16 protein-coding genes and 2 tRNA genes are annotated in these 23,435 nt (G+C 37.7%); 14 read left to right on the top strand and 4 right to left on the bottom strand.

Annotation, left to right across the window (positions count from 1 at the left end; translation table 11 throughout):
- The first annotated feature begins 3 nt into the window (after positions 1-3).
- From NZD88_RS04940 to NZD88_RS04920, 5 genes are all read left to right on the top strand, one after another.
- Complete coding sequence (locus tag NZD88_RS04940) at positions 4-1,719, top strand: HAMP domain-containing sensor histidine kinase (protein ID WP_259827867.1); 1,716 nt, start codon at positions 4-6, stop codon at positions 1,717-1,719.
- A gap of 47 nt (positions 1,720-1,766) precedes the next feature.
- Entirely contained in the window at positions 1,767-2,003 is a 237-nt protein-coding gene (locus tag NZD88_RS04935) for a hypothetical protein (protein WP_259827866.1), read from the top strand.
- Complete coding sequence (locus tag NZD88_RS04930) at positions 1,985-2,275, top strand: type II toxin-antitoxin system RelE/ParE family toxin (RefSeq protein WP_259827864.1); 291 nt, start codon at positions 1,985-1,987, stop codon at positions 2,273-2,275. Before NZD88_RS04935 ends, NZD88_RS04930 begins: the two co-directional genes overlap by 19 nt.
- A 686-nt stretch (positions 2,276-2,961) precedes the next feature.
- Positions 2,962-4,401: a hypothetical protein gene (locus NZD88_RS04925; RefSeq protein ID WP_259827863.1), complete on the top strand. Its 1,440-nt coding sequence runs from the start codon at positions 2,962-2,964 to the stop codon at positions 4,399-4,401.
- Between the two features lie 7 nt (positions 4,402-4,408).
- The gene (locus NZD88_RS04920; RefSeq protein ID WP_259827862.1) at positions 4,409-4,870 is read left to right on the top strand and encodes a hypothetical protein; all 462 of its coding nucleotides are present in this window, start codon (positions 4,409-4,411) and stop codon (positions 4,868-4,870) included.
- Positions 4,871-4,978: 108 nt separating this feature from the next.
- Here the strand turns inward: NZD88_RS04920 and ligA are convergent, their stop codons facing one another.
- Complete coding sequence (gene ligA, locus NZD88_RS04915; protein WP_259827860.1) at positions 4,979-6,985, bottom strand: NAD-dependent DNA ligase LigA; 2,007 nt, start codon at positions 6,983-6,985, stop codon at positions 4,979-4,981.
- A gap of 238 nt (positions 6,986-7,223) precedes the next feature.
- On the opposite strand from ligA, the gene NZD88_RS04910 reads away from it, so the two are divergent.
- From NZD88_RS04910 to NZD88_RS04875, 8 genes are all read left to right on the top strand, one after another.
- Complete coding sequence (locus NZD88_RS04910; RefSeq protein WP_259827858.1) at positions 7,224-10,322, top strand: TonB-dependent receptor; 3,099 nt, start codon at positions 7,224-7,226, stop codon at positions 10,320-10,322.
- Positions 10,323-10,384: 62 nt separating this feature from the next.
- Positions 10,385-11,131 carry a glycerophosphodiester phosphodiesterase family protein gene (locus tag NZD88_RS04905; RefSeq protein WP_259827856.1) on the top strand — a complete coding sequence of 249 codons (747 nt, stop codon included), beginning with the start codon at positions 10,385-10,387 and terminating at the stop codon, positions 11,129-11,131.
- Between the two features lie 343 nt (positions 11,132-11,474).
- Positions 11,475-14,435, top strand: coding sequence for a SusC/RagA family TonB-linked outer membrane protein (locus NZD88_RS04900; protein WP_259827854.1), 2,961 nt, complete (start codon positions 11,475-11,477; stop codon positions 14,433-14,435).
- Between the two features lie 10 nt (positions 14,436-14,445).
- Positions 14,446-15,894: a SusD/RagB family nutrient-binding outer membrane lipoprotein gene (locus tag NZD88_RS04895; protein ID WP_259827852.1), complete on the top strand. Its 1,449-nt coding sequence runs from the start codon at positions 14,446-14,448 to the stop codon at positions 15,892-15,894.
- A gap of 45 nt (positions 15,895-15,939) precedes the next feature.
- Positions 15,940-17,529: a calcineurin-like phosphoesterase C-terminal domain-containing protein gene (locus NZD88_RS04890; protein WP_259827851.1), complete on the top strand. Its 1,590-nt coding sequence runs from the start codon at positions 15,940-15,942 to the stop codon at positions 17,527-17,529.
- A 399-nt stretch (positions 17,530-17,928) separates the two neighbouring features.
- A complete protein-coding gene (locus tag NZD88_RS04885) occupies positions 17,929-18,642 on the top strand; it encodes a 3-ketoacyl-ACP reductase (protein ID WP_259827849.1) in 714 nt (237 codons plus the stop codon).
- A gap of 316 nt (positions 18,643-18,958) precedes the next feature.
- On the top strand, positions 18,959-19,786 hold the full coding sequence (gene prmA / locus NZD88_RS04880; RefSeq protein WP_169236881.1) for a 50S ribosomal protein L11 methyltransferase: 828 nt from the start codon (positions 18,959-18,961) through the stop codon (positions 19,784-19,786).
- An 18-nt stretch (positions 19,787-19,804) separates the two neighbouring features.
- Positions 19,805-20,647: an SH3 domain-containing protein gene (locus NZD88_RS04875; RefSeq protein WP_259827848.1), complete on the top strand. Its 843-nt coding sequence runs from the start codon at positions 19,805-19,807 to the stop codon at positions 20,645-20,647.
- 312 nt (positions 20,648-20,959) lie between these two features.
- Here NZD88_RS04875 and NZD88_RS04870 read toward each other — a convergent pair.
- The 3 genes from NZD88_RS04870 to NZD88_RS04860 all read right to left on the bottom strand — a co-directional run bounded on the left by NZD88_RS04870 (position 20,960) and on the right by NZD88_RS04860 (position 22,626).
- Positions 20,960-21,033, bottom strand: a tRNA-Arg gene (locus tag NZD88_RS04870).
- A 32-nt stretch (positions 21,034-21,065) separates the two neighbouring features.
- Positions 21,066-21,140: transfer RNA gene (locus NZD88_RS04865), tRNA-Pro, on the bottom strand.
- 862 nt (positions 21,141-22,002) lie between these two features.
- On the bottom strand, positions 22,003-22,626 hold the full coding sequence (locus NZD88_RS04860) for a hypothetical protein (RefSeq protein WP_259827847.1): 624 nt from the start codon (positions 22,624-22,626) through the stop codon (positions 22,003-22,005).
- 287 nt (positions 22,627-22,913) lie between these two features.
- On the opposite strand from NZD88_RS04860, the gene NZD88_RS04855 reads away from it, so the two are divergent.
- Positions 22,914-23,399 carry a hypothetical protein gene (locus NZD88_RS04855; protein WP_259827846.1) on the top strand — a complete coding sequence of 162 codons (486 nt, stop codon included), beginning with the start codon at positions 22,914-22,916 and terminating at the stop codon, positions 23,397-23,399.
- Positions 23,400-23,435 lie beyond the last annotated feature (36 nt).

Genomic DNA, 23,435 nt, shown 5'->3' with positions numbered 1-23,435 from the left:
GTAATGAAACTTAAAACAAAACTCACCTTAGGCGTAGGTCTTTTATTTTTACTGATCGTTCTCTTGTCAGTGATCGGATCCGTCTATATCAATAAGCTGAAATCCGATACTGAGAAAATCCTTACAGCCAATTATAACAGTCTGGAGTTTTCCAAAAATATGCTTCTTGCTCTGGATAAAATAAGCACAGACAGCGCTATTGCAGTGAATGATTTTCAGAAAAACAATAAACTGCAGGAAAAAAACCTGACTGAATTCGGAGAAAAGGAAGCTACCCAAAGTCTGAACCTTCATTTCAACAGCTACCTGAAACAGCCTTCTCCAGGAAAGGAGAAACTGATCCGTGAAGATCTTGCCAAGATCATGTCTCTGAATATGAAGGGCATTGAAAGAAAAAGTGATATTGCTATCATTACCGCTGAAAATGCCACTTTCTGGATCGTAAGTTTGGGAACAGTCTGTTTTCTGATCGCTTTTATTCTGCTTTTTAATCTGCCACAGACTATTGCGGAACCTATCAATCAGTTGACGTTCAGTATCAGGCAAATCGCTGCTAAAAATTATAATGAAAGGGTACATTTCAAAGGCAGTGAGGAGTTCAACAGTCTCGCAGATTCATTTAATACCATGGCAGAAAAACTTCAGGAATACGAAAGCAGCAGCCTTTCTAAGCAATTAATGGAGAAAAAAAGGATTGAAACATTGGTGAATAATATGCATGATGCAGTGATTGGGCTGGATGAAAATCATTTTATCTACATGATCAACGATGAAGCACTGAAGATCACGAATCTTCGTAAAGAAGAAATCATTGGTAAAACAGCGCATGAAGTGGCTATTAATAATGATCTGATGCGTGAACTGCTTAAAAACATTGATCAGCCGGTAAAAGAACCAATTAAGATCGTTCGTGATCATAAAGAGAACTATTTTGAACAGGATATAATTCCCATCAATATTGTGAAGACGGGCGAAAAGGAAACTAAATATATTGGAAAAGTGATCCTTCTTAGGAATATCACTCCCTTTAAAGAACTTGATTTTGCTAAAACCAATTTCATTGCTACTATTTCACACGAGCTCAAAACACCTATATCCGCTATAAAAATGGGTGTGCAGCTTCTCGGAAATCAAAAATTCGGAGCGTTGAATGACCAGCAGAAAGAACTGTTGAAAAGCATTAATGATGACGGACAAAGGCTTCTGAATATAACAGGTGAATTATTGAATCTTTCGCAGGTAGAAACCGGAAATATCAGCTTGACCGTTGAGAAATGTTCACCGAAAGAAGTGGTACAGACCGCTGTGAAAAATGTTGAAAAGCTGGCAGAACAGAAGAATATTCTGATCAATACCGCATATCTGGTAGGTGATACCGATTTTATTGCTGCAGATTTTGATAAAACAGTGTGGGTCATGAATAATTTCCTTACCAATGCGGTCAAACATTCTTTCCAGGACGAAAATATCCAGATTTTGGTGGAAAAACTAGACTCTATGATCCAGTTCAGTATTACCGATACCGGAAGTGGAATTGATGAAAAATACCACCGCCAGATCTTCGATCGCTATTTTCAGGTTCCGGGAGACCATCAGAACGGGACCGGACTGGGACTGGCTATCTCCAAAAACTTTATTGAAAAACAAAATGGCGAAATAGGAGTGAAGAGCTCGCCCAATCAAGGAAGTACTTTTTATTTCAGGCTGCCGATGATCTAAACAGATTTTAAATAATATTTTTTAAATTTGAATTAAAATCACACAAGATGAACACAGCAGATTTAAAAGCTGATTTGATAAACAGAATCAGTCAGTTACAAGAAAAAAGAATTATTGAGGAGATTCAAAAGCTGTTGGATTTTGAATTGAATGAAAATGAATATATTCTTACGGAATCCCAGAAAGAAAGAATTGCTGAAGCACAGGCAGAATATAAAAGTTCAGCTTATCTTACAGAGGATAAAGCCAATCAGGATATTGAGGAATGGCTGGGAGAAAAGTAGTCTGGACAGATAAAGCCAATATTGAAAGAAAAGAGATTCTTGAATATTGGATTCTCAGAAATCAATCTAAAACATTCAGTATTAAATTAAATAAATTGATCATCAGTAATGTCAGGTTGCTATCGCAATTTCCATTAATTGGAAGGAAAACGGCTTTCAATAATGTAAGGGTGAAAATTGTTAAAGATTATCTTATATTCTATGAGTTTTCAGAAGCTGAATTAATTGTACTTTCGATCTGGGACGGAAGGAGAAAGGAAAGTGAAATTTGATACAATGAACAGAGTTCCAAAGTTAAAAAAAAGTTACGCAGGATCAAAATTCTGAAGTAAGGTAAAAATTCCACAACCTTCAGAATTATATGTTCAGTTTCCACATAAAGGAGGAGAATTCGTAAAGCAACCAAAAAAATACTAATTCAGTGGCCATTTTTATTCTTACCAATGCCTGATATATTTAATTACTTCCTTCCCATCTGTGTTGTATCAACAGTAATACCTGGTATTTTTTTTTATTTCCAGAATAAAAAAATAATGGTTAAATATAAACAATCTGACTCCAAGGAGTTTAAAAAAATTAGTGGAAAAATTGTTGTAGAAAAGGGTTTTTTGAAAAAAAACATCCGCTGGTGTAGCTTTGATATTCTTCTGAATCAAAACTCGGTTTTTATATTTTCAAAGGATTTTTATTGTATTCCTTCTCGTTTCATTAACCTCATATTTTTTTCTGATAAAAGAAACACAAAAAGTCTACGGTACTGAGAGAATTTAGTATTAATAAAAATACTGTTGTTTTAGTATCCTACCCTGATTTTCTGGCCAATGGAAAACGGACGATCTATTTACAGAATCTTACACCTCACCAGATCAAACTTTTCCAGGAAGCTTTAAAGAATAGTATGCCTTCTGCTCTTCATTAGCAAAATTCTTTTAAATTTACAGAGTAACAAAAACATTCCATGAAAAGCCTCATCAGTCTGTTATTACTACTGTTCTTTTTCTGTGCCACTTCTCAGGTTTCAAAGAGGACGGCGGCCATCATTAAACCTCTTGAAAAAACAAGATTATTCTATTCAAGTGATGACGAGGAAATAAAAAAGGTAAAAGAATTACTGTTTAAAGAAACAAGTACAGAAGAACTTGTATATTTAGCCGAGAAGGGCCAAAATGTTTATATAAAAGCAACAGCCATCGATGTTCTGGCTAAGAAAAAAGAAGGTGGAAAAATACTCGAAGTTTTTAAGAAGAATCTTTATTCAAAAGAGAAATTGACTTATAGAACGGGTTGTCTTTCGGATGATTATCTTTTGTCTATCCATATTTTTGAATCGGTTTCAGTAGGTTATAATTTTTCAGAAAAAGAAAAAGAAAATCTTGAAAAAGAGATGATGGCTATTGTTCTAAATGCCAAACCTATTAACCCAGAGCTTCTGGAAGCTCTGACCTATGACTTACCGCTGGATAATGATAGCTATACTAAAATAAGAAAGTTGGTGATAGATACAAAATCACCGATACTGCTTGTGAATCTTGCAAAATATAAAAATCCAAATGACATAGAACTGATCAAAAGCTTTGGAAAACAAGCTTATCCGGCCATTCAAGAGTTTCCGGATCCAAAATTTCTACCATTCATAAAAGAAAATATCTCGGATGCTTCTGATTATCATGTGATGTTTGCGCTCTCCAGATTTTGCAGTGAGGAAGCTAAGGAAATTGTGATCAAAGCTATTGAGATTGAAAAGAAACAAAACAAAGACAAAGATTGTGGAAACGGATGTCTTTCCACGATCTATCAGCATACTTATATGGAAAAATGTACGCTGTATTATCCTTTGCTCGCAGATCTTTGGCTAACGGATAAGATCATCTCTTTTGATATTCTGGATCACTATGAAAAAACGCATACTCAAAAAGAAGCAGCAAGATTTCTGTTGGATGGATTTTTGAAACCGGGAGAAGCTGAAGTTATTCCTTTCAATACATTCGAGATGGATCATATAATAGACGACATATCTGATGATCTTACCTACGATGGTAATCTGAGACTCGTTAAACTTTTGGAAAGAACCCAAAAGATCTCTGATGAAGTTTATAAGAAAGCCGTAAGAAGTTCTCTTCAGTATCTCGGTGATCTTGATTTGAGCCGTTTCATCTCAAAACTGAAAGATAATGAGTCCGTACTTCAGAATAAGGATGTTCTTCTGGAAAGGGTTAGATATAATGAAAATGCTTATGGTGCCCTCACTATCATGGATGGTCTGAAAATGCTCAAGGATGAAAAGCTTTTCAGTGATGGGGCCGCTATTATTGTCAGCAGAAAAGCAGAATTTAAAAAATTTCCGGTATGGGAAGAGAACTATAGAAGTTTTATCAAAGAAAATAACATTAAAGAATAAGTAAACTATGAATAATCTAAAAATCTTTTTGATCAGTTTATTTCTTACCCTTCTGCATTCACAGATGTCCGGGCAGGCATTCAAATTGGAAGAGCTGGCCGCATTCAACAGGCTTGATATGGCTACTTTCAAAACAGAAATTAAAAAGCAGAAGTACACCTTCTACGACAAAACAGAAAGTCCAGCATTTATTCTGTACGAATACGACAGCCCGGGTTATACCTATAAAATCGGAAAGTTTGAATATACTGAAGATCAATCTCAGGACCATATAGAGTTTCAGTTCAAAGATAAAAAAGAACATGATGTCTATATAAAAACAATTCTTGCAGCAGGTTATAAACAGACCGAAAAAGGGAAGATTCTTACAGGTGAAAATTATATTGATTACTCTAAAGACAAAGCGCAGATCAGGATGGTTTATCCGAAAACTTCACGGGATAACTATACAATTCTCGTTTTTAAATAAAAACAAATGTTTTGTACACCCTGGATTTACTTATTTCCAGATCATAGGAACAAAAAATAAACCATTGAAATTTAATCTCAATGGTTTAATTATAATTTTTTGAAATTCCTATTGTTTCTCTATTAAATCTAAAAACTGCTGTTCGTCAAGAATCTCTATGGTTCCGATGTCCTGAGCCTTTTTTAGCTTGCTTCCGGCCTTTTCTCCCACCACAAGGAAGTTGAGGTTTTTAGACACTGCAGAAATATTTTTTCCACCATGTTTTTCCACCATTTCTTCCGCAGATTCTCTGGTGAATAACGATAATTTTCCTGTAAAAAGGAATGTTTTTCCTTCCAGAATAGTAGAAAGAACTTCATTCGTACTTTCGCCTTTTTCAAGCTGTACTCCGTAAGATTTCAGACGTTCGATCATCAGGATGTTTTCAGGATTTTTGAAAAACTCCACGATGCTTACAGCGATCTTGGCTCCAATATCTTCTACCTGGCAAAGCTCTTCTACACTAGCTTCTTTCAATTCATCAATGGTAGCAAAGTTTTTTACCAACTTTTTGGCAACCGTTTCACCCACATGTTTGATCCCGATCCCATAAAGAACCTTTTCAAAAGGGATTTCTTTGGATTTCTCAATTCCCGAAATAATATTCTGTGCAGATTTTTCCGCCATCCTTTCCAGGGGAAGAATCTGTTCCTTTGTTAAAGCATAGAAATCCGCCGGATTTTCAATTAATTTTTCTCTGTAAAGCTGTTCTATTGTTTCACTTCCCAGATTATCAATATTCAAAGCCTTTCTGGAAACATAATGAATCATTCTTCCTACAACCTGAGGCGGACAGTGAAGTTCATTCGGACAGAAATGGATCGCCTGGTCAACGATTTTCACAAGCTCTGTTCCACATTCAGGACAGTTTGTAATATATTCAATTTCCTTGCTTTCGGAAGTTCTTTTTTCAGTGTGTACGCCTACAATTTTCGGAATAATCTCACCGCCTTTTTCTACATATACAAAATCATGTTCATGAAGATCTAGTTTTTTGATGATATCTTCATTGTGAAGAGAGGCCCTTTTAACGATAGTTCCTGCTAATAAAACAGGTTTTAAATTAGCCACCGGCGTAATCGCTCCCGTTCTTCCCACCTGATAGGATACACTCTGAAGCTCAGTTTCCACTTTTTCCGCTTTAAACTTATACGCCATTGCCCATCGTGGTGATTTGGCTGTATAGCCCAGCTGTCTCTGCTGTTGTAAAGAATTCACTTTTAAAACAATTCCATCAATTTCAAAAGGAAGATTGTGGCGTTCCGTATCCCAGAAACTGATAAATTCCTTTACTTCATCCATCGTTTTGCAGAGTTTCGCCTGCTGCGAGGTTTTAAAGCCCCAGCCCTGTGCTTTCTGAAGCAGTTCCCAATGCGTTTCTGCAGGAATATCCTCAGAAATAAACTGGTAAAGTACGGAAGACAGACTTCGTTTTCTTACTTCCGCACTGTCCTGCATTTTTAAACTTCCGCTGGCGGTATTCCTTGGATTCATGAAAGGATCCAAACCTTCCTCTTCACGAAGTTTATTAAGCTTATCAAAGTTTTTTCTGGTCAGATAAATTTCACCTCTCATAAAAAAAGAGGCGGGGAAATCACCTTTCAGAGTCAGCGGAATATCGGAGATCGTACGAACATTCGGAGTGATTTCATCGCCTTGGAAACCGTCGCCACGCGTTACGGCCTGAGCCAGCTTTCCGTTTTCATAAAGAATAGAAATAGAAGCACCGTCATATTTTAGCTCTGCCACAAATTCTACCGGATCATTGATGGTTTTGATAATTCTTTTCTCCCAGTCTTCAAGATCATCAAAATCATAGGAATTATCGAGAGAATACATCCTGAACTTATGCTGAATAGTAGGGAACACTTTGGTAATTCCTCCGCCTACACGTACCGTAGGTGAATTTTCGTCGTAGAATTCAGGGTATTTTGCTTCCAGATCCTGAAGTTCTTCCAGAAGCATATCAAACTCATAATCAGAGATTGTAGCAGCATCTAAATGATAATAATTTTCATTATGCTGATGGAGCTCTTTTCTTAGCTGTTCTATTTTTTGCTGTATATTTTCGGACATTCCTTTCTATCTTTTGAGCAAAAATAGCTAAACTAATTTCATTAAAAAATACCGCAATTAAATATTATAGAAAGATTAAAAACACGTAATGTGATATAAGTTGTTGATTGTGTTGGATTTAAAACGATTGTTTAAATTAATTTAACATATTGTTATGATTTAATTGAGAATTTGTTAAAACTCCCTTAAACAGCAGGTCCGGAAAGTCAAAATACCTTTGCACATCTAATTTGTTAAGATGAGAAAAGTAAAGATTGTACTAGGATTATTGTTTTTGGGATTTGGAACACTGGCTTATGCGCAGACTACGCAGGCATCTATTGTGGGAAAAGTAACAGGACTGGGCAGTACGGCTCAGGAAAAAGTGAAAGTAACGATCGTGAACGAGTCTACAGGGTTCAGGACGGAGACAGAGACCAATTCGAAAGGAGAATATATATTTAAAGAAATTCCTCTTGGCGGACCTTATACGGTGATCGTGAATGATGACAAAAAAGAAGGATACAACGTCAACTTCGGAGATCAGGTGACAGTAAACGTGAGCTTAGGCGGAGACGAAAAGCAGATAGAAGAAGTTGTAGTTACCGGAAACCTTAAAAACAAGATCGGAAACCTGGGAGCTGCTACTGCTATCTCTGCTAAAAATATCAGCATGCTCCCGGTCAACGGAAGAAACTTTACCAACCTTACTGAATTATCTCCATTAAGCGGAAAAGGAGGAAACCTTTCCGGACAGCTGGGATCTTCAACCAACTTTACGATTGATGGTATGACAGCCAAAAATCCAACGTCTGCAGGATCTACAACCAGTCGAAGTGGTGCACCATTTTCGATATCAATTGAAGCAGTCCGTGAATTTAAAATCACAACCAATCAGTACGATGTAACCTTGGGTAGAAGCGGAGGTGGAACAGTAAGTGCGGTTACCAAATCCGGTACGAATAAATTTTCAGGAAGTGCCTGGGAATATCTAAGAACAAACTGGCTTTCCAGCCCGTATGACATCAGAGGAAACAAAAGAGAGAACGATTTCTCTACTTCCCAGTTCGGGTTTTCACTGGGTGGGCCGATCATTAAAAATAAATTACATTTCTTCGTTGCATGGGATCATCAACTGGATTCAAGACCATTGATCATTGCAGATATAAAGTCGACGGATGATGAGAAAAGATTTAATACGACCACGCAGACGTTGAATCAGTTTCTTGATATTGCAAGATCAAAATACGGAGTCGGAAATTCACCCCAGTTCGGTTCGTTTGATAAAGTAAGAAATTCTGATGCGGGATTTTTACGTTTGGACTGGCAGATCAATGAAAAAAACTTATTGACCTTAAGAAATAATTTCACTTACGACCTGAACAAAAATGGATTGGGGGATAATACCGCGATCAATTTCTTTGAATCTTACGGGAATGATAAAAACCTTGATAATAGCTTACTCTTAACCTTAAGATCAAATTTAAAGCCTAATCTGACGAATGAGCTGAAGGCGCAATATCTTTATACTTTCCAGAACAGTTATCAGAATAATGAATTAGGAAAACCTGTTCCAAGAGCTATCGTAGAAAATATTGTTTCTCCGGGGGTTGGGGCTACCAATATTCAGATCGGGGGACATCGTTTTGCTCAGGAAAGTTTTAGAAATAATGTGATTCAGGTTGTTGATAACTTGTACTACAATACGGATAAAGTAAAATATACCTTCGGTGCTGATCTGATGTATACCACTTCGAAATCCGTGTATGGAAGCGAAGTGAACGGAAGATTCCATTTCAGGGAAGATCCTACCTTGAACCCAGGGAATCTTTATAATTTTAATAATCTTACAGCGTACAGATTTTACAGAGAAGTTCCTTTGATGGAAGATCCGTCCGTAAGATCGAGTATCTGGAATATAGGCCTTTACGGGCAGCTTCAGACGAAAATTGGTGAAGGTTTGAATTTAATGGCAGGTTTAAGATTAGACTACGGAGGTTATCCAAAGGCTGAATTTAACCAAAAGCTTTATGATGAAATGGGGATCAGAACGGACAATAAAATTAAATCATTTGTGATCCAGCCAAGATTCCAGTTTGAATGGAACTTCAATGAGCAGAACAAAGACTTCCTGAAATTTGGTGCGGGAATCTTCTCGTCCGATATCAACAATTATATGGTGATCAATAACCTTGTGTTTGACGGGAAACATCTGGCAACGGTAGATGTAGATCCTTCTGCGATCGGTCTTACACCTGATTTCTACAGCTACAGAAACGATTACAATACGGTTCCTTCGCTTTCAAAGTATCAGATCCCTACAATCAACTATACCGGAGAAGATGCAAAAATTCCAATTGTATATAAAGCGAATGTTTCCTACACACACTTCTTTAACGAAAGATTCAGAGCGGGAATCGCAGGTTATATGGCTCTAGGAAGAAACAACTACTTCTATTATGACCGAAATATGGTGTCCAATCCATACTTTACGTTGGCGAATGAAGGAGGAAGAGGAGTGTATGTACCAGCTTCTTCAATTCAGGGCGCAAAAGTAGACTGGAAGGCCGGAAGGATTAATCCTAATTTCGGAAGAGTGCTGGAGCTTGTAAGCGATGGAAAAGTAAATCAGTTCTCATTTGTAGTGGATACCAGCTACCGTTACTGGAAAGATGGGGAGATTACGGCGAGTTATACCTGGTCGGATATCAAAGACAATACCTCGTACAACGGAAACGTAGCGAATTCAGCGACATTGTCAACGATGGTTCAGGGAGATCCGAGAGACTTAAAAATGACCTATTCTGATAATCAGTTCAGAAACAAGATCGTTCTTTATGGAAATTCGCCTACCATTGCAGGATTTACACTGGGTGTAAGATATTCCGGAATCGGTGGAACGCGTTTCTCGGTAACTGCAGGTGGAAATATCAACGGAGATTTCGTAGATTCCAATGATTTGGCTTACATTTTCCCGGAAATTATTACTCAGCCGCTTCTTAATGATCCGGAAGTCGGACAGGCGCTAAAAGATTATGTGGAAAAATATAATAATGCTATAGCAGAGCGTAACGGCGGCAAAAACGGATTCTTCGGAGTATGGGATGTACGTGTGGCTAAAAAAATCAAGTTTGACAAAATCGGAGCTTTTGAACTTTCTGTGGATATTTTCAACTTAGCCAATCTTCTTAACAAAGAATGGGGTGTCAATAAGTCCTACGGAAATATGGCACTTTACAGAGCTCCAAAATTCAACCAGGCTACCCAACAGTTTGAATACGTTAAAAATACCAGCGGTTTAGCTCCTCTTTCCGGGAATCCTTATCAGATCCAGATCGGTGCCAAATACAGCTTTTAACATTTAAACACTACCTTTATCAAACGTTTTTAAGATTTTTATTTAATTATCTAAATTGTATTATGAAAAATTTTATCTTAGGGTTAGCAGTTTTAAGTACAGTCCTAATGAAGGCACAAACCCAGATTATCGCACACAGAGGCTATTTCCAGGCACAGCCGCCTACCACGGAAAATTCTATTAAATCTTTAGAGAATGCCCAGAAATTAAAAATATACGGATCGGAATTCGATGTAAGGATGACTAAAGACGGCATTCTTGTGATCAATCACGACGAGCACCACGGGGAAATGGAGATCTCTGAAACCTCTTTCAAAGAACTGGAAGCTCTGAAATTATCCAATGGCGAAAAATTTCCAACATTAAAAGATTATCTGAAGCAAGGGAAAAAAGATTCTTCCTTAAAGCTGATCGTGGAAATCAAACCTGCCAAAACTCCGGAAATAGAAAATGAGATCACTCAGAAAACCCTTAAAATGATTAAGGATATGAAACTGGAAGGTCAGAGTGAATATATTTCTTTCAGCTTAAACATCTGTAAAGAGATCAAAAAGCTGGAGCCGAAATTCAAGGTACAGTATCTGAACGGTGAGTTGTCTCCTGAGCAGATCAAAAAAGAAGGTCTTGACGGAATAGACTACCATTACAGTGTTTTCCAAAAAAATCCTACATGGATCTCCGAGGCTAAAGCTTTAGGCCTTATCACCAATTCATGGACAGTAAATGATCCGGCTGTGTACGAACAGTTAAAAAATCAGGGTATAGGCTTCGTTACGACCAATATTCCTGATCAGCTAAAAAATAAATAACAGCTTGATCTCGTAAAGATTTAAAAAGTCTGATATTAAAATTACAGCCTGTCTCTTTGTTGGGACAGGCTGTTTTGTATACGAACTTAATTTATCAGGTTGTGATTCAGTACTTTAATTCTATTTTATATTATTTTCTCAGAGCAAGACAATAAAGATACATCAATGAAAATGGAGTATGACATTAAAAATTATTAACTATTTAAATGGTTGATTATCAATATTATATTTAATGTTATTAAGGTTGCGTTCATGTTTTGTTTAATATTATTTTAATAAATGTTAAACCTATGTTAAAGTCATAGCCGTAATGTCGTTCTAATTTTGCGCAAACAAAAAGGATATGCGTAAAGAGACACAAAAACTGCTGGTTTTGTCGCTGTTAGGATTAGTCAGCGTCAATCTGGCAGCTCAGCAAAAAGCAAAAAAAGATACTGTTAAAGGCATTGATGAGGTAGTGGTAACTGCTTTGGGGATCAAGAGGCATGATAAAGCTTTAGGCTACGTTGCCGAAAAAGTAGGCTCCGACACCTTTGAGGAAACCCAGAACAACAACTGGGCACAGTCGATGGAAGGAAAAGTAGCGGGCCTAAAAGTGCAGACAGCAGGAGCCGGACCGCTGGGAACTGCCAGAATTACCCTCAGAGGTGAAAAATCGATCATGATGGATCATAACTACGCTCTGATCGTAGTGGATGGTGTTCCCATGGGAAATTCCACCACGGGTAGCGATACGCCGGCTTATGGTGCAGGTTCCGGAGGTGATGTTCCCATTGATATGGGAAATGGTCTCAACAGCATCAACCCTGATGATATAGAATCTGTCACTGTTCTGAAAGGAGCTTCTGCCGCAGCTTTATATGGTTCCCGTGCTGCCAATGGAGCCTTAATGATCACCACAAAATCCGGGAAGACTAAAAACGGTAAGCTGAAAGTAACCTTTAACTCTTACTCAAGTTTCGATACGGTACTGAAGTGGCCGGACTGGCAATATGAATATGGTCAGGGAACACTGGCAAAAAATAAAGCAGGCGAGTTTTACTATTCCTATGGCCTGTCTGCAGACGGAGTAAATACGGGCGGAACGAGCAGTGCATTTGGGCCTAAATTCGCCGGACAATATTATTTTCAGTATGATCCTACCCAACAGGGACAAAGCCTGGAAAGGAAGCTTTGGAGACCGTACGAAGACAACATCAAAGGGTTTTGGAGAACCGGTTCTACCTATTCCAACAGTATTTCCGTAGAAAGTTCCAATGAAAAGACCAGTTTCAGAACGTCTCTTACGTACCTTAACAACGAGTGGATGATGCCTAATACAGGTTTTGACAGATTCAATTTTGCCCTGTCTTTCGCCCATCAGTTAACGAAAAAATTAAAAATCTCTACAAAATTTTCATACAATACAACGACCAGCGATAATCTTCCTGCTACAGGATACAATAACCAGTCGATCTCTTACTTCATGATCTTCCAGAATCCGAACGTAGACCTTGAGTGGTATAAACCTGTCTGGAAATACGGACAGGAGCAGGTAGATCAGATCCACCCGTTCAGTTCCTATATCGATAACCCTTATCTTATTGCCTATGAAATGCTGAATGGCGTTAAGAAAAAGACAATCACCGGAAATATTACAGCGGATTATCAGTTTAACAGTAATTTTAGCTTAATGCTGAGGTCCGGTATTGAAATTTTAAATGAAAAAAGAACCACAAGAAGACCCTGGAGCTCTGCCAATTATCTGAAAGGCTATTACAGAGAACAGATGATCAAAAATCATGAATATAACAACGACCTTTTATTCTCCTATAAAATAGACATGAACAAATTCAGCCTTTCGGCTTCAGCGGGAGGAAGTATGCGTTATAATGAGTACGTCATGAACGATTATCAGGCGATCGGTCTCAAAACAGCCGGAGAATACAGCCTTACCAACGCACTTTCCATTCCTGTTAAATACCCCGTTCCCAGAGATAAGGAAGTGAACAGTGTGTACGGTTTATTTACAGCAGGCTATGATAATAAGATTTTTGTAGATATAACAGGAAGAAATGACTGGAGCTCTACACTGCCTAAAGCAAACAGGTCTTTCTTCTATCCGTCGGTCAGTACAAGTTTTATTTTGTCAGATATCTTTAACCTGAAAAGCAATCAGCTGAATTTCTGGAAACTGAGAGGTTCGTGGGCAAAGGTAGGTATAGACAGTGATCCCTATTTGCTGGACAACTATTATACTGCAAGCAATATTACAGGAAGTGTCATATCACCAACTACTTTTAACAATCCTACTCTTAAACCTGAAAAAAATACCAATATCGAAGCCGGTATGGATTTCAGTCTTTTCAAAAGCAGGTTAAATTTTAATTTCACAGCCTATCAGAACGTCAGCGAAAATCAGATCATTCCTGTATCGTTACCTTTTGAGAGCGGATTCTCTAAAAGAGTAATCAATGCGGGAAAGATCCGAAACAGAGGTCTTGAACTTTCCATGGATGCCTATCCTGTAAAATCTAAGAATTTCTCATGGAAGATCGGAGGAAACTGGTCGACTAATGAAAACAGGGTCATGAGCGTTCCTGATGGATTTGACGGAATTGTCTCCAATGTCGGAGGCGTCGTTTTCTATAAAATGGAAGTCGGAGGTTCCCTTGGAGATATGTATGGGTACAAACTGTTGCGTTCACCTGATGGAAAAGTCGTTTACAGAGACGGATTAACGGAAATTCCTGCAGGGATAGAGAAAGTTGGAAATGCATTTCCGAAATGGCGAGCAGGTCTTCAGAACGATTTTAAAATTAAAAACTTCACCATCAGCTTTTCATTTGACGGGCAATACGGTGGTATCGCTTATTCCCAGTCGCATCACAAAATGTCTGAACAGGGTAAGCTTACATCTACGCTTCCGGGAAGAGAAAATCCAGGTGGGATGATTATTGGAGACGGTGTCACTCAAAACCCTGATGGAAGCTACAGCCCGAATACCAAAGCGGTGACGGTATCATCTTATTACGGAGATTATTATAGAAGAGCCAACGTAGAAACCAACAGCTTCAGCACCGACTTTATTAAACTTAGAGATGCAAGAATATCGTATTCCTTCTCAAAAGAAATTATACAGCCTCTTGGACTTGAGGATCTTACCCTGGCTATTTTTGGGAAGAATCTTTGGATGTGGACCAAGTTTCCCATGTTCGATCCCGAAGTGGCGACCCTGGATAATGCGACCATCACTCCCGGTGTTGAAATGGGACAGCTTCCGACAGCAAGAACAGTTGGTTTTCAGTTAAATCTTAAATTCTAAATCTAAAAAAATGAAAAAAATAATCATACATCTGGCACTGGCTATTTCTGTTTTCGCTCTTCATTCATGCGACAGAACTTTTGAAGAGATCAATACCGATACGAGCAGGATCAAGGATCCGTCCGTAGGAAGCCTTTTGGCACCGATCCAGTATGAAATGGGAAGTTACGGATACAACAGGGCAGATGATTTTACGTTTGATATCATGCAGGATGCCCTGGATTTTCCTAATGAAGGCAATACCTTCAGCAGATATTACTTTAACGAGAAAAGTGGTGCCGGATACTGGGACAATTCCTACAGATGGCTGAAACAGGTTAACGATCTGAAAAAGTACGCCGCTAAAGAAGAAAACAACAATTATCTCGCTATATCAATGGTTCTGAATGCCTGGATCACCGCCAATCTTACGGATGCTTTCGGAGATATTCCTTTTTCTGAAGCCGGAAAAATTGAAGAAGGAATTTTAAAACCTAAGTATGATAAACAGAAAGATATCTACGTACAGCTTTTAAATGATCTGAAGACAGCCAATTCTTTATTTGACACTACAAAAGCACTGTCAGAAACAGATCTGTTTTATAATGCTAATGCCAACAGCCAAACGGGAATCTTAGGATGGAAAAAGTTCTGTAATTCACTTTCATTAAGACTTCTGACGAGAATTCTAAGCAGAAACGGAGAAGTAAACGTGTATGAAAGAATCCAGGAGATCGTTAATAATCCAGCACAATATCCAATTTTCCAAAATAACAATGACAGTGCTATTCTGTCCCTTTCCGGAATCTCGCCCTATTTGCCACCAATTGCCCGTCCACAGGATTTTACAACATCCAGGGCAGCAGGTGAATTTTTCGTTGAAGCATTGAAAAATAATAATGACCCAAGGTTGAGCATGTTTTTTACCAAAGCGAAAAATACCGCAGGGGTTGATTTAGGATATAAAGGAGCACCTTCCGGCTATGCCTTAGGAACAGTATTCGATTATCAGCCTTCTAATTTGAATCAAAACCTGGCAAAAGCACCGTTGAAAGTTTTGATAATGACCTATTCCGAGGTACAGTTTATTCTGGCGGAGCTTGTCAACAGAGGAATTATTGCCGGAAACCAGCAGACTTTTTATGAAACCGGGGTTAAATCCATCATAGAACAGTGGGGTGCTGTAGTGCCCGCCAATTATTTCAACAATGCTCAGTTGGCCTATGACGGTTCATTGCAGAAGATCATGCTTCAGAAATATATTTCCCTGTTTTTTGTAGACCATCAGCAGTGGTATGAATTCAGACGGACTAAACTTCCGGTACTTCCTAACAACGGAGGATTGCAGAACGGAGGGGTCATGCCGGTAAGATTCATGTATCCAACCACGACAAAGGTGATGAATGCTGAAAATTACAATGCCGCAGTACAGGCGATGGGCGGAGACCATATCAATGTGAAAATGTGGTGGAATAAGTAAATAAGATTAATAAAGAATAAAGAATAAAGAATAAAGAATAAAGATATGAGTATCAGTATAAAATTTTTAATACCGTGTGTATTGGTTTCAGCAATGGCATTCTCTCAGGATTCTGTTTCAGGATATGTATTTGAGGACATGAGCAGAAATCAGAAGAAAGAAAACCGCGAAAAAGGAATTGAAGGGGTAGCAGTTTCAAACGGAGTTCAGGTCGTTCTTACCGATAAAAACGGAAGATACAGCCTGCCGGTTCAGGAAGACCAGACCCTCTTTGTGATCAAACCTTCTGGATATCAGACTGTTTTAAACAGTAATAATCTTCCACAGTTCTATCATCATCACAAGCCAAAAGGTTCGCCGGCAGATTTTAAATATAAAGGAACAGCGCCAACCGGAGAACTTCCCAAGGAGCTGAATTTCCCGCTTTATAAAAAAGAGGAAAGCAAAAACTTTGATATTCTTGTTTTCGGAGATCCCCAGCCGTATACAGAAAAAGAGCTTGATTATTTCAAAAGAGCTATCGTAAATGAAGTGAAGGGTACCAAGAAAAATGCAGTATTGGGAATCAGTTTAGGCGATCTGGTGGGCGATAACCTGAGCCTTCAGAAACCTTACGCGGATGTGATGAAAGAGATTGGTCTTCCATGGTACAATGTGATGGGAAATCATGATATGAACTACGACGCCAAAGAAGATCAATTTTCAGATGAAACCTTTGAAAATAATTTCGGTCCTGCCAACTATTCTTTCAATTATGGAAACGTACATTTTATTATTTTAGATGATATTCTGTATCCCGATCCGAGAGACGGCAAAGGCTATTGGGGCGGATTCCGTGAGGACCAGCTAAAATTTATTGAAAACGATCTTAAACTGGTTGATAAAAACAAACTGATTGTTGTTTCTTTCCATATTCCTTTAGAGCATAAGAACGAAGATAATTTCAGAAACTCAGACCGTCAGAAATTATTCGATTACCTGACTCCTTTTCAAAATGCTTTGATTTTATCGGCTCACACACACATTCAGCAACAGATCTTCTATGGAAAACAAGCGGGCTGGAATGGTTCAAAAGACCTGCATGAATACAATGTGGGAACTACCTGCGGTGACTGGTGGTCAGGAACGTCTGATGAGATAGGATTGCCTACTTCAACCATGAGAGACGGAACAGCAAAAGGATATTCATTCATCAGCTTTAATGATAACCAGTATAAAGTTAAATACAAAACAGCCGGAAAACCGGAGGACTATCAGATCAAGCTGTACGTCCCGAAAGTGATTCCTTATCCTTCAAAAACCTCTGCGAAAATCCTGGCCAACTTCTTTATGGGAAGTAAAAAAGACAAGGTAGAATACAGGATAGACAACGGAAACTGGGAAGAAATGGACTACGATGAAGCTGTAGATCCGAACTTTGCGCTTTCCGTGTTCAAATGGGACTCAACGCAGAATCTTTTTCCTGGCAGAAGACCTTCCAATCCTGAAATGTCAAAACACATCTGGACCGCAGGTTTTCCAAAGAAACTGACTTTAGGAAAACATAAACTTGAAGTAAAAGCTGTTGATATGTACGGAAATCAGTTTACAGCTTCAGAAGAATTCGAGGTACAGAATCCGGTTCTTATTCCATAGCTTTTCATTTTCTACTATACTTTCAATTGAAACCGGCTTTTCTAAAGCCGGTTTCAATTGAAACCGGCTTTTCTAAAGCCGGTTTTTTTTGAACTTATAAACCACCCCGTCAAAAATTCTTTGAATTTTCGCCACCCCTCCAGGGGAGGGGAATTTTCGTCGGTTCAACAATTGTTATTCATCATTAAACAAATATTGGATTTTTTTAAATTTATATGATCTTCTTATTCGCAAAGGATTTAAACTTCAAATAGCTTAAGAGTAAAAAAACTTTTGTCTCTTTTGTGGTTTAAAAATCCTTAAGAACTTTTTTTAAGTATTAAAATTCTATTAAATGTCCATTCTCCCGGCCTTGTCAAAATGTTCTTTCGTAAATTTGTTCCACGAAACAATAGTATTATGAATATAAACGGAAAAAATGCCATCGTAACAGGTGGCGGAAGAGGACTTGGAAAGGCGGTTGCACTAACTTTAGCCAATGAAGGAGTACATGTTGCCGTTACCGGTAGAAACGAAGAGAATCTTAAAAATACAGTCGAAGAGATCAAAGCTCTTGGGGTAAACTCGGCGTATGCTGTTTTCAGTATCGATAATGAATCTGAAGTGAAGGCAGGCATTGAGTCTCTTGCACAGCAATTGGGAGGTGTTGATATTTTGGTTAATAATGCAGGGATCGGAGATTTTGGAAGTATTGAAGACATGTCTTCTGAGACCTGGGAGCAGGTAATCAAAACGAATTTATTTGGAGTTTACTATGCTGCTAAAGCAGTTCATCCGTTTATGAAAGCCAATGGCGAGGGTGATATTGTGAACGTAGCTTCTACAGCTGGTTTGAAAGGGGGGCCAAATATGTCTGCGTATGCAGCTTCAAAAGCGGCGGTAGTCTCTTTATCCCAGTCGATGATGGCAGAATGGAGAAAACAGAACATCCGTGTGATTACCCTGACGCCAAGTACGATTGCTTCCGATATGAGTATTCAGGGAGGACTTACAGACGGAAACCCTGATAAAGTTCTTCAGCCTGAAGATTTTGCAGAATGGGTAAGAGATATTTTAAAAATGAACAGAAGAGCTCTGATTGCCAATGCTTCTATTTTCTCTACCAATCCATAAGACCGTTTGATGGTTTCGGGATATACATCGAATGAATTCAAACAATACAATATTCAATAGGAGCGGGCTTTAGCCCGCTTTTTTATTAATACAAACTCATCGGGCTTTAGCCAAAACATAAAACCCCCTTTTATTATTTCCTGCCTCAGCTGAATGTTAACCCCTTTGCGGGCTTAAAAAACAGCCAGCCAATCAAAAAAAGTTGCGCCTCCGCGCTTAAAATAAAAATAGAATCAACAAAAAAACGATACTGAATACACTTCCATTTTTTTAACAATAATAACATTCTTATTTTTGCACTAAATTACTTACGCACATGCAAAATTATTTAGAATTCAATTTCAAGATTTCGCCATTACAGCCATGGAACGAGATATTAATGGCGGAGCTTATCGAAATAGGTTTTGACAGCTTTACAGAAGAAATTGATGGAATTTTAGGATATATCCAGAAAGAACTGTTTAAGGAAGAGGATCTTAAAACACTTCCACTTTTTGAAAACGAAAATGTGAACATCACATATTCTTTCGAAGAAATGCCGAATATCAACTGGAATGAAGAATGGGAAAAAAACTTTTCACCAATTAATATCGATGATAAAGTACTGATCAGAGCAGAATTCCATGAATCTGTACCGGGAATGCATGAAATCATCATTCAGCCTAAAATGTCTTTCGGAACAGGGCATCACCCTACAACACACCTCATGATCCAGCAGATGATGGATATTGATTTCAATGGTAAAAAAGTGCTTGATATGGGATGTGGAACCTCTGTATTGGCTATTTATGCAAAACAGCAGGGTGCCGGAGACGTAAAAGCGATTGATATCGATGAATGGTCTGTGGAAAATTCAAAAGAAAATGCTGCCAGAAATGGTGTTGAGTTGGATATTGAACTGGGAACAGCAGAAAACTTAGGAAAAGAGAATTTTGATATCATTCTGGCGAACATCAACAGAAATATCCTGATCTCCGATATTCCTACCTACGTATCAGTGATGAATGAAGGCGGAAAATTACTGCTTTCCGGACTGTGTTTCTTTGATGTGGATGATATCCTGGAAGTTTGCAAAGAAAGCGGACTTGAACTGAAAAAGAAACTTCAGCGTGAAGAATGGGTGAGCTTATTGCTGGAGAAATAATTAAAACAAAATACAAATATGAAATATGTACTGACGGTTTTATGTCTATTGTTTTTGCAGCTTTTTTCAGCACAGGAAGAAGACATGATGTATGCTGACGGAGTTTTTAGCTTTGAGGAAAATAAACCCCAAAAAGTTTTTACAGACTGGACCAGGGTCAGAAAGGAAGCGGATGTAAAATCACAGGTTACTGACTCTCTGCAGACCAATCAGCAGGTGATAATCCTTAAAAAAGAAGAAGCTATTCTTAAACTGGGCGAAAGAGGAGCCAATTGGTACAAGGTTTCCTACCAGAAAGGAGACGTTGTTTCCGAAGGTTATATCTGGGGCGGCAATCTATGTGTAGGGTACCGTAACAAAAACGTCTACGACTTCCTTTTTGGACTCTCCAAAACGGTGGATCGAAAAAGTAAAGAATATAACGGGAATGAAAAGCAGAATATTGCAGGCATCAAAGTGATGGAAGGAAATACGCTGATCGATGAGGTGTATTTTGATACAGGAAGAGGAGAGGAGCTGAGTTATGGTACATTTACCATTGAAAGTGGCCATAAACTGCAAAATGTAGAACTAACCCTTAAAGCAATGGTATCCGGTGAAGCCTGTGGAATTGCAAGCTATGACCAATATGTTTTTTTCAGAGATAAAAAACTGGTTGCCCTGCCACAATTGATGAACGTAGGAGATGCAGACATATACTACCATTCTGAAAAATTTGTATTCCCTAACGATAAAGGCGGAATTCCCAATGCTTTTATCTTTAAGACGGAGGAAATGGAAAGAGACGATAAAGACAGAGAAAAGAAAAAACGTTCGTCCAAAACATATTTTTGGAACGGAAGTTCTTATCAACTGAAATAGACTTTCAAGTAAAATAAAATCTGGCCACTGTATGAATTACAGTGGTTTTTTTATTTTTATCAATATGAAAATAAGAATTTCTATCCAAAGTGGATCGTAGAATAAGTGATATTCGTGATCACAAGGCTTTTTTAGGGGGTAAAAATACAATGAATACAGGTAGTCGGGGAATAAGGACTTGTTTTCAAGTTTTAGGTTAAATAGGCAGGATAATAGATTTTAGTGCAAATTGGAAAAACTGTCTATAGAAAGAATGAACCTATTCTGATTAAAAACAAAAAAGACTCTACAGAAATGTAGAGTCTTTTTAAGTGAGCGCGTCAGGATTCGAACCTGAGACCGTCTGCTTAGAAGGCAGATGCTCTATCCAGCTGAGCTACGCACCCATTAAATAATTTTGAAAAAATTACTAAAACTGTCGGGGCGGCAGGATTCGAACCTGCGACCTCCTGGTCCCAAACCAGGCGCGATGACCGGACTACGCTACGCCCCGATTATTAGGTCATCTTAACGAATTTTACTTCGTTTTTGCGAGTGCAAAGATAGAAATTTATTTTGAATAAAAAAGACTTATTTGAAATAAATATTAAATTTTATGAAAGGGAAGGTCTTTCAATACGGCGTTTTTTATTTTGATGGGAAAATTTTTTAATGGTACTGTTTTGATTTCTAGAGTTTTTAGTCTGTCTTTTATTCAGAGGGGTTTAAATTTTGTAAAAAAAATTAAAGCAGGATGTTTTTTTATTATTTTGCAGACAATTACCTGCCTGGTTGAGAAGTTTCTGATAACCGCTAACAAGAAAAATGATGCCCGGAAATCAAATTATTTTTTAAAAAATCGCTTTTTTATAAGTTGGATTAGATATAGCTGATGGTATTATTTTATAATACGGTACAATCAGGATGGGGAAATTAAGCTTATTCTTTTACAAAAAATAACGGTGGAGTATTTTGTAGATTATGAAACATTGAAAATTGCATCATCATTGTGGAAAAATCAGGATCGGCTTGAAAAGATCTAAACAGCATAAAAAGTGTCAATATAAAAGCTAGAATGCTGCCGGAATTTCACTGTTGAAGAGCTAGTAATTGATACTCAAATGTATGCAAAGTGGACTCCGTATCTATCAGGGTCTCACACGTCACATATGTTTAAGAGGGCTGCTAAAGGCTGTATAGAGAGAATTTAAGATTCAGGTTTTAATTTAAATGAAAGACGATATCTGCGCGTAAACTGTACTGTTGCTTATAGATAACTGTTGCAACTGAGAATAGTCGTTGAGGTTTACGAATTATATAGAATCTATTCTAGATGAAATATCTCCAAACCAACTTTTAGGTTTTTTGGTTATAGTTTAAAGAGTCATTCTTAAATTAACATCTTCTACATCACCTTCTTTTTTTATAGTGACCGTTTTGCGAATATTAGCTTCACTAATAATCTTAAAGTAATGATGCCCCTCTATTTCTCTTGAGCTCTGCAGAGTATTATTGATGTAGGTATTCTCATAACCTAAGGTATAAGTCTGCTGCTTATCTTGTATGTAGTTGAATCCTGTGATCAGTAAATATTGTCCGGGCATGAGATTATTGATCTCGAAGCTGCCTTTATCATCCTTTACCTGTATTACTTTAATGCAGGCTCTAGCCTCTTTGTGCAGTTCTACTATCTTACCTTCCTTTTCATACTTTTTGCTTACTTCCTGCCATTCTTTAAAATAGGCAGTTTGTGGCATTACAATAATGGAAGTCCCTTTGGGTGCATATTGTCTTTTGTTTATATTAAGGATTGCAATTCCTTTGATGCCAGATCGGTTATCTTTAGCAAAAGCCTGTCCCTTAATGGTTGAATTGCCCCCTGTCATCAACTGTATGGTTTCGCTTTTATTAAATTGGGCTTTCTGCTCAACTGTAAATGACTGCCCAGTTGCTATAGAAAAGATAAAGAAAAGCAGAGGAATAAGGTGTTTTTTTTTCATGATAATGTTTTTATAATTTATTTTTTTGCATCAATATTAATGCCAATAATTGTGACAAAATGGGCTGAAATTTTCTAATTAGAATTTTTGTAAAAAGGAACACTTTGTAAATTAATGGTGGAGATATTCATACATGTATCATGTGTAATCTATGTAGTTTTTGACTAAAAGCTAAACAGGAAAGTGTTAAAAAGAGTAAAAACGATTTAATGTGGTTATATTTTAATTAATTTACAAGTATATTTATTTTTGATATTAATTCTGATTAAAATTTAAAAAAAAGTAAAATGAATTATAGACTTCTGATTGCGCTAATTCCTATTGTTTTATGGGATATAAACTGTACTCCTCAACAAAAATTAGATACAGGTGTGGGTGTGTCAAATACGGTACAGAAAAAATCTAAGGTTGAAAAAGTTGAGATCACAGAGCAGACCAGGGGTACCAATAGGTTGATTACATTTACTTCAGGTTCTAAAACTACGACTGTCAATGGAAATGTTTCTGTTGATGTTTTGTCAGCGGTAGCTTGGGGAAATATTATAAAACAAGCCGAATTAATCGATCTGGACAAAATAGCTTTATGGCAATCTCCTTCAGAAGGACGATTTGGAGACAGAGCCTTGGCTTCCACAGTTTCAATTACCGTTGATGGGAAGGTCTATCAGTCATCAAGTTTTGATTCTGGAAGGCCTCCGAAAGAATTGGAAAACCTATATAAAGAGCTTTTTAAAGAAATAAAAGCCCAACAGAAGCTTCCTAAAAAGGATTAACGTAAATTATACTCTGTGAAGTCTTAGACTTCACAG

It is taken from the genome of Chryseobacterium pyrolae (assembly GCF_025153485.1).
Lineage (GTDB): Bacteria > Bacteroidota > Bacteroidia > Flavobacteriales > Weeksellaceae > Chryseobacterium > Chryseobacterium antibioticum.
The sequence above is the reverse complement of the archived record's forward strand: the minus strand, read 5'-3'. Positions and strand labels throughout refer to the sequence as shown.

Excerpts from the sequence above, each read along its gene's own strand:
- NZD88_RS04940 (WP_259827867.1), top strand. The coding sequence starts at position 4 with ATGAAACTTAAAACAAAACTCACCTTAGGCGTAGGTCTTTTATTTTTA.
- NZD88_RS04935 (WP_259827866.1), top strand. The coding sequence starts at position 1,767 with ATGAACACAGCAGATTTAAAAGCTGATTTGATAAACAGAATCAGTCAG.
- NZD88_RS04930 (WP_259827864.1), top strand. The coding sequence starts at position 1,985 with ATGGCTGGGAGAAAAGTAGTCTGGACAGATAAAGCCAATATTGAAAGA.
- NZD88_RS04925 (WP_259827863.1), top strand. The coding sequence starts at position 2,962 with ATGAAAAGCCTCATCAGTCTGTTATTACTACTGTTCTTTTTCTGTGCC.
- NZD88_RS04920 (WP_259827862.1), top strand. The coding sequence starts at position 4,409 with ATGAATAATCTAAAAATCTTTTTGATCAGTTTATTTCTTACCCTTCTG.
- ligA (WP_259827860.1), bottom strand. The coding sequence starts at position 6,985 with ATGTCCGAAAATATACAGCAAAAAATAGAACAGCTAAGAAAAGAGCTC.
- NZD88_RS04910 (WP_259827858.1), top strand. The coding sequence starts at position 7,224 with ATGAGAAAAGTAAAGATTGTACTAGGATTATTGTTTTTGGGATTTGGA.
- NZD88_RS04905 (WP_259827856.1), top strand. The coding sequence starts at position 10,385 with ATGAAAAATTTTATCTTAGGGTTAGCAGTTTTAAGTACAGTCCTAATG.
- NZD88_RS04900 (WP_259827854.1), top strand. The coding sequence starts at position 11,475 with ATGCGTAAAGAGACACAAAAACTGCTGGTTTTGTCGCTGTTAGGATTA.
- NZD88_RS04895 (WP_259827852.1), top strand. The coding sequence starts at position 14,446 with ATGAAAAAAATAATCATACATCTGGCACTGGCTATTTCTGTTTTCGCT.
- NZD88_RS04890 (WP_259827851.1), top strand. The coding sequence starts at position 15,940 with ATGAGTATCAGTATAAAATTTTTAATACCGTGTGTATTGGTTTCAGCA.
- NZD88_RS04885 (WP_259827849.1), top strand. The coding sequence starts at position 17,929 with ATGAATATAAACGGAAAAAATGCCATCGTAACAGGTGGCGGAAGAGGA.
- prmA (WP_169236881.1), top strand. The coding sequence starts at position 18,959 with ATGCAAAATTATTTAGAATTCAATTTCAAGATTTCGCCATTACAGCCA.
- NZD88_RS04875 (WP_259827848.1), top strand. The coding sequence starts at position 19,805 with ATGAAATATGTACTGACGGTTTTATGTCTATTGTTTTTGCAGCTTTTT.
- NZD88_RS04860 (WP_259827847.1), bottom strand. The coding sequence starts at position 22,626 with ATGAAAAAAAAACACCTTATTCCTCTGCTTTTCTTTATCTTTTCTATA.
- NZD88_RS04855 (WP_259827846.1), top strand. The coding sequence starts at position 22,914 with ATGAATTATAGACTTCTGATTGCGCTAATTCCTATTGTTTTATGGGAT.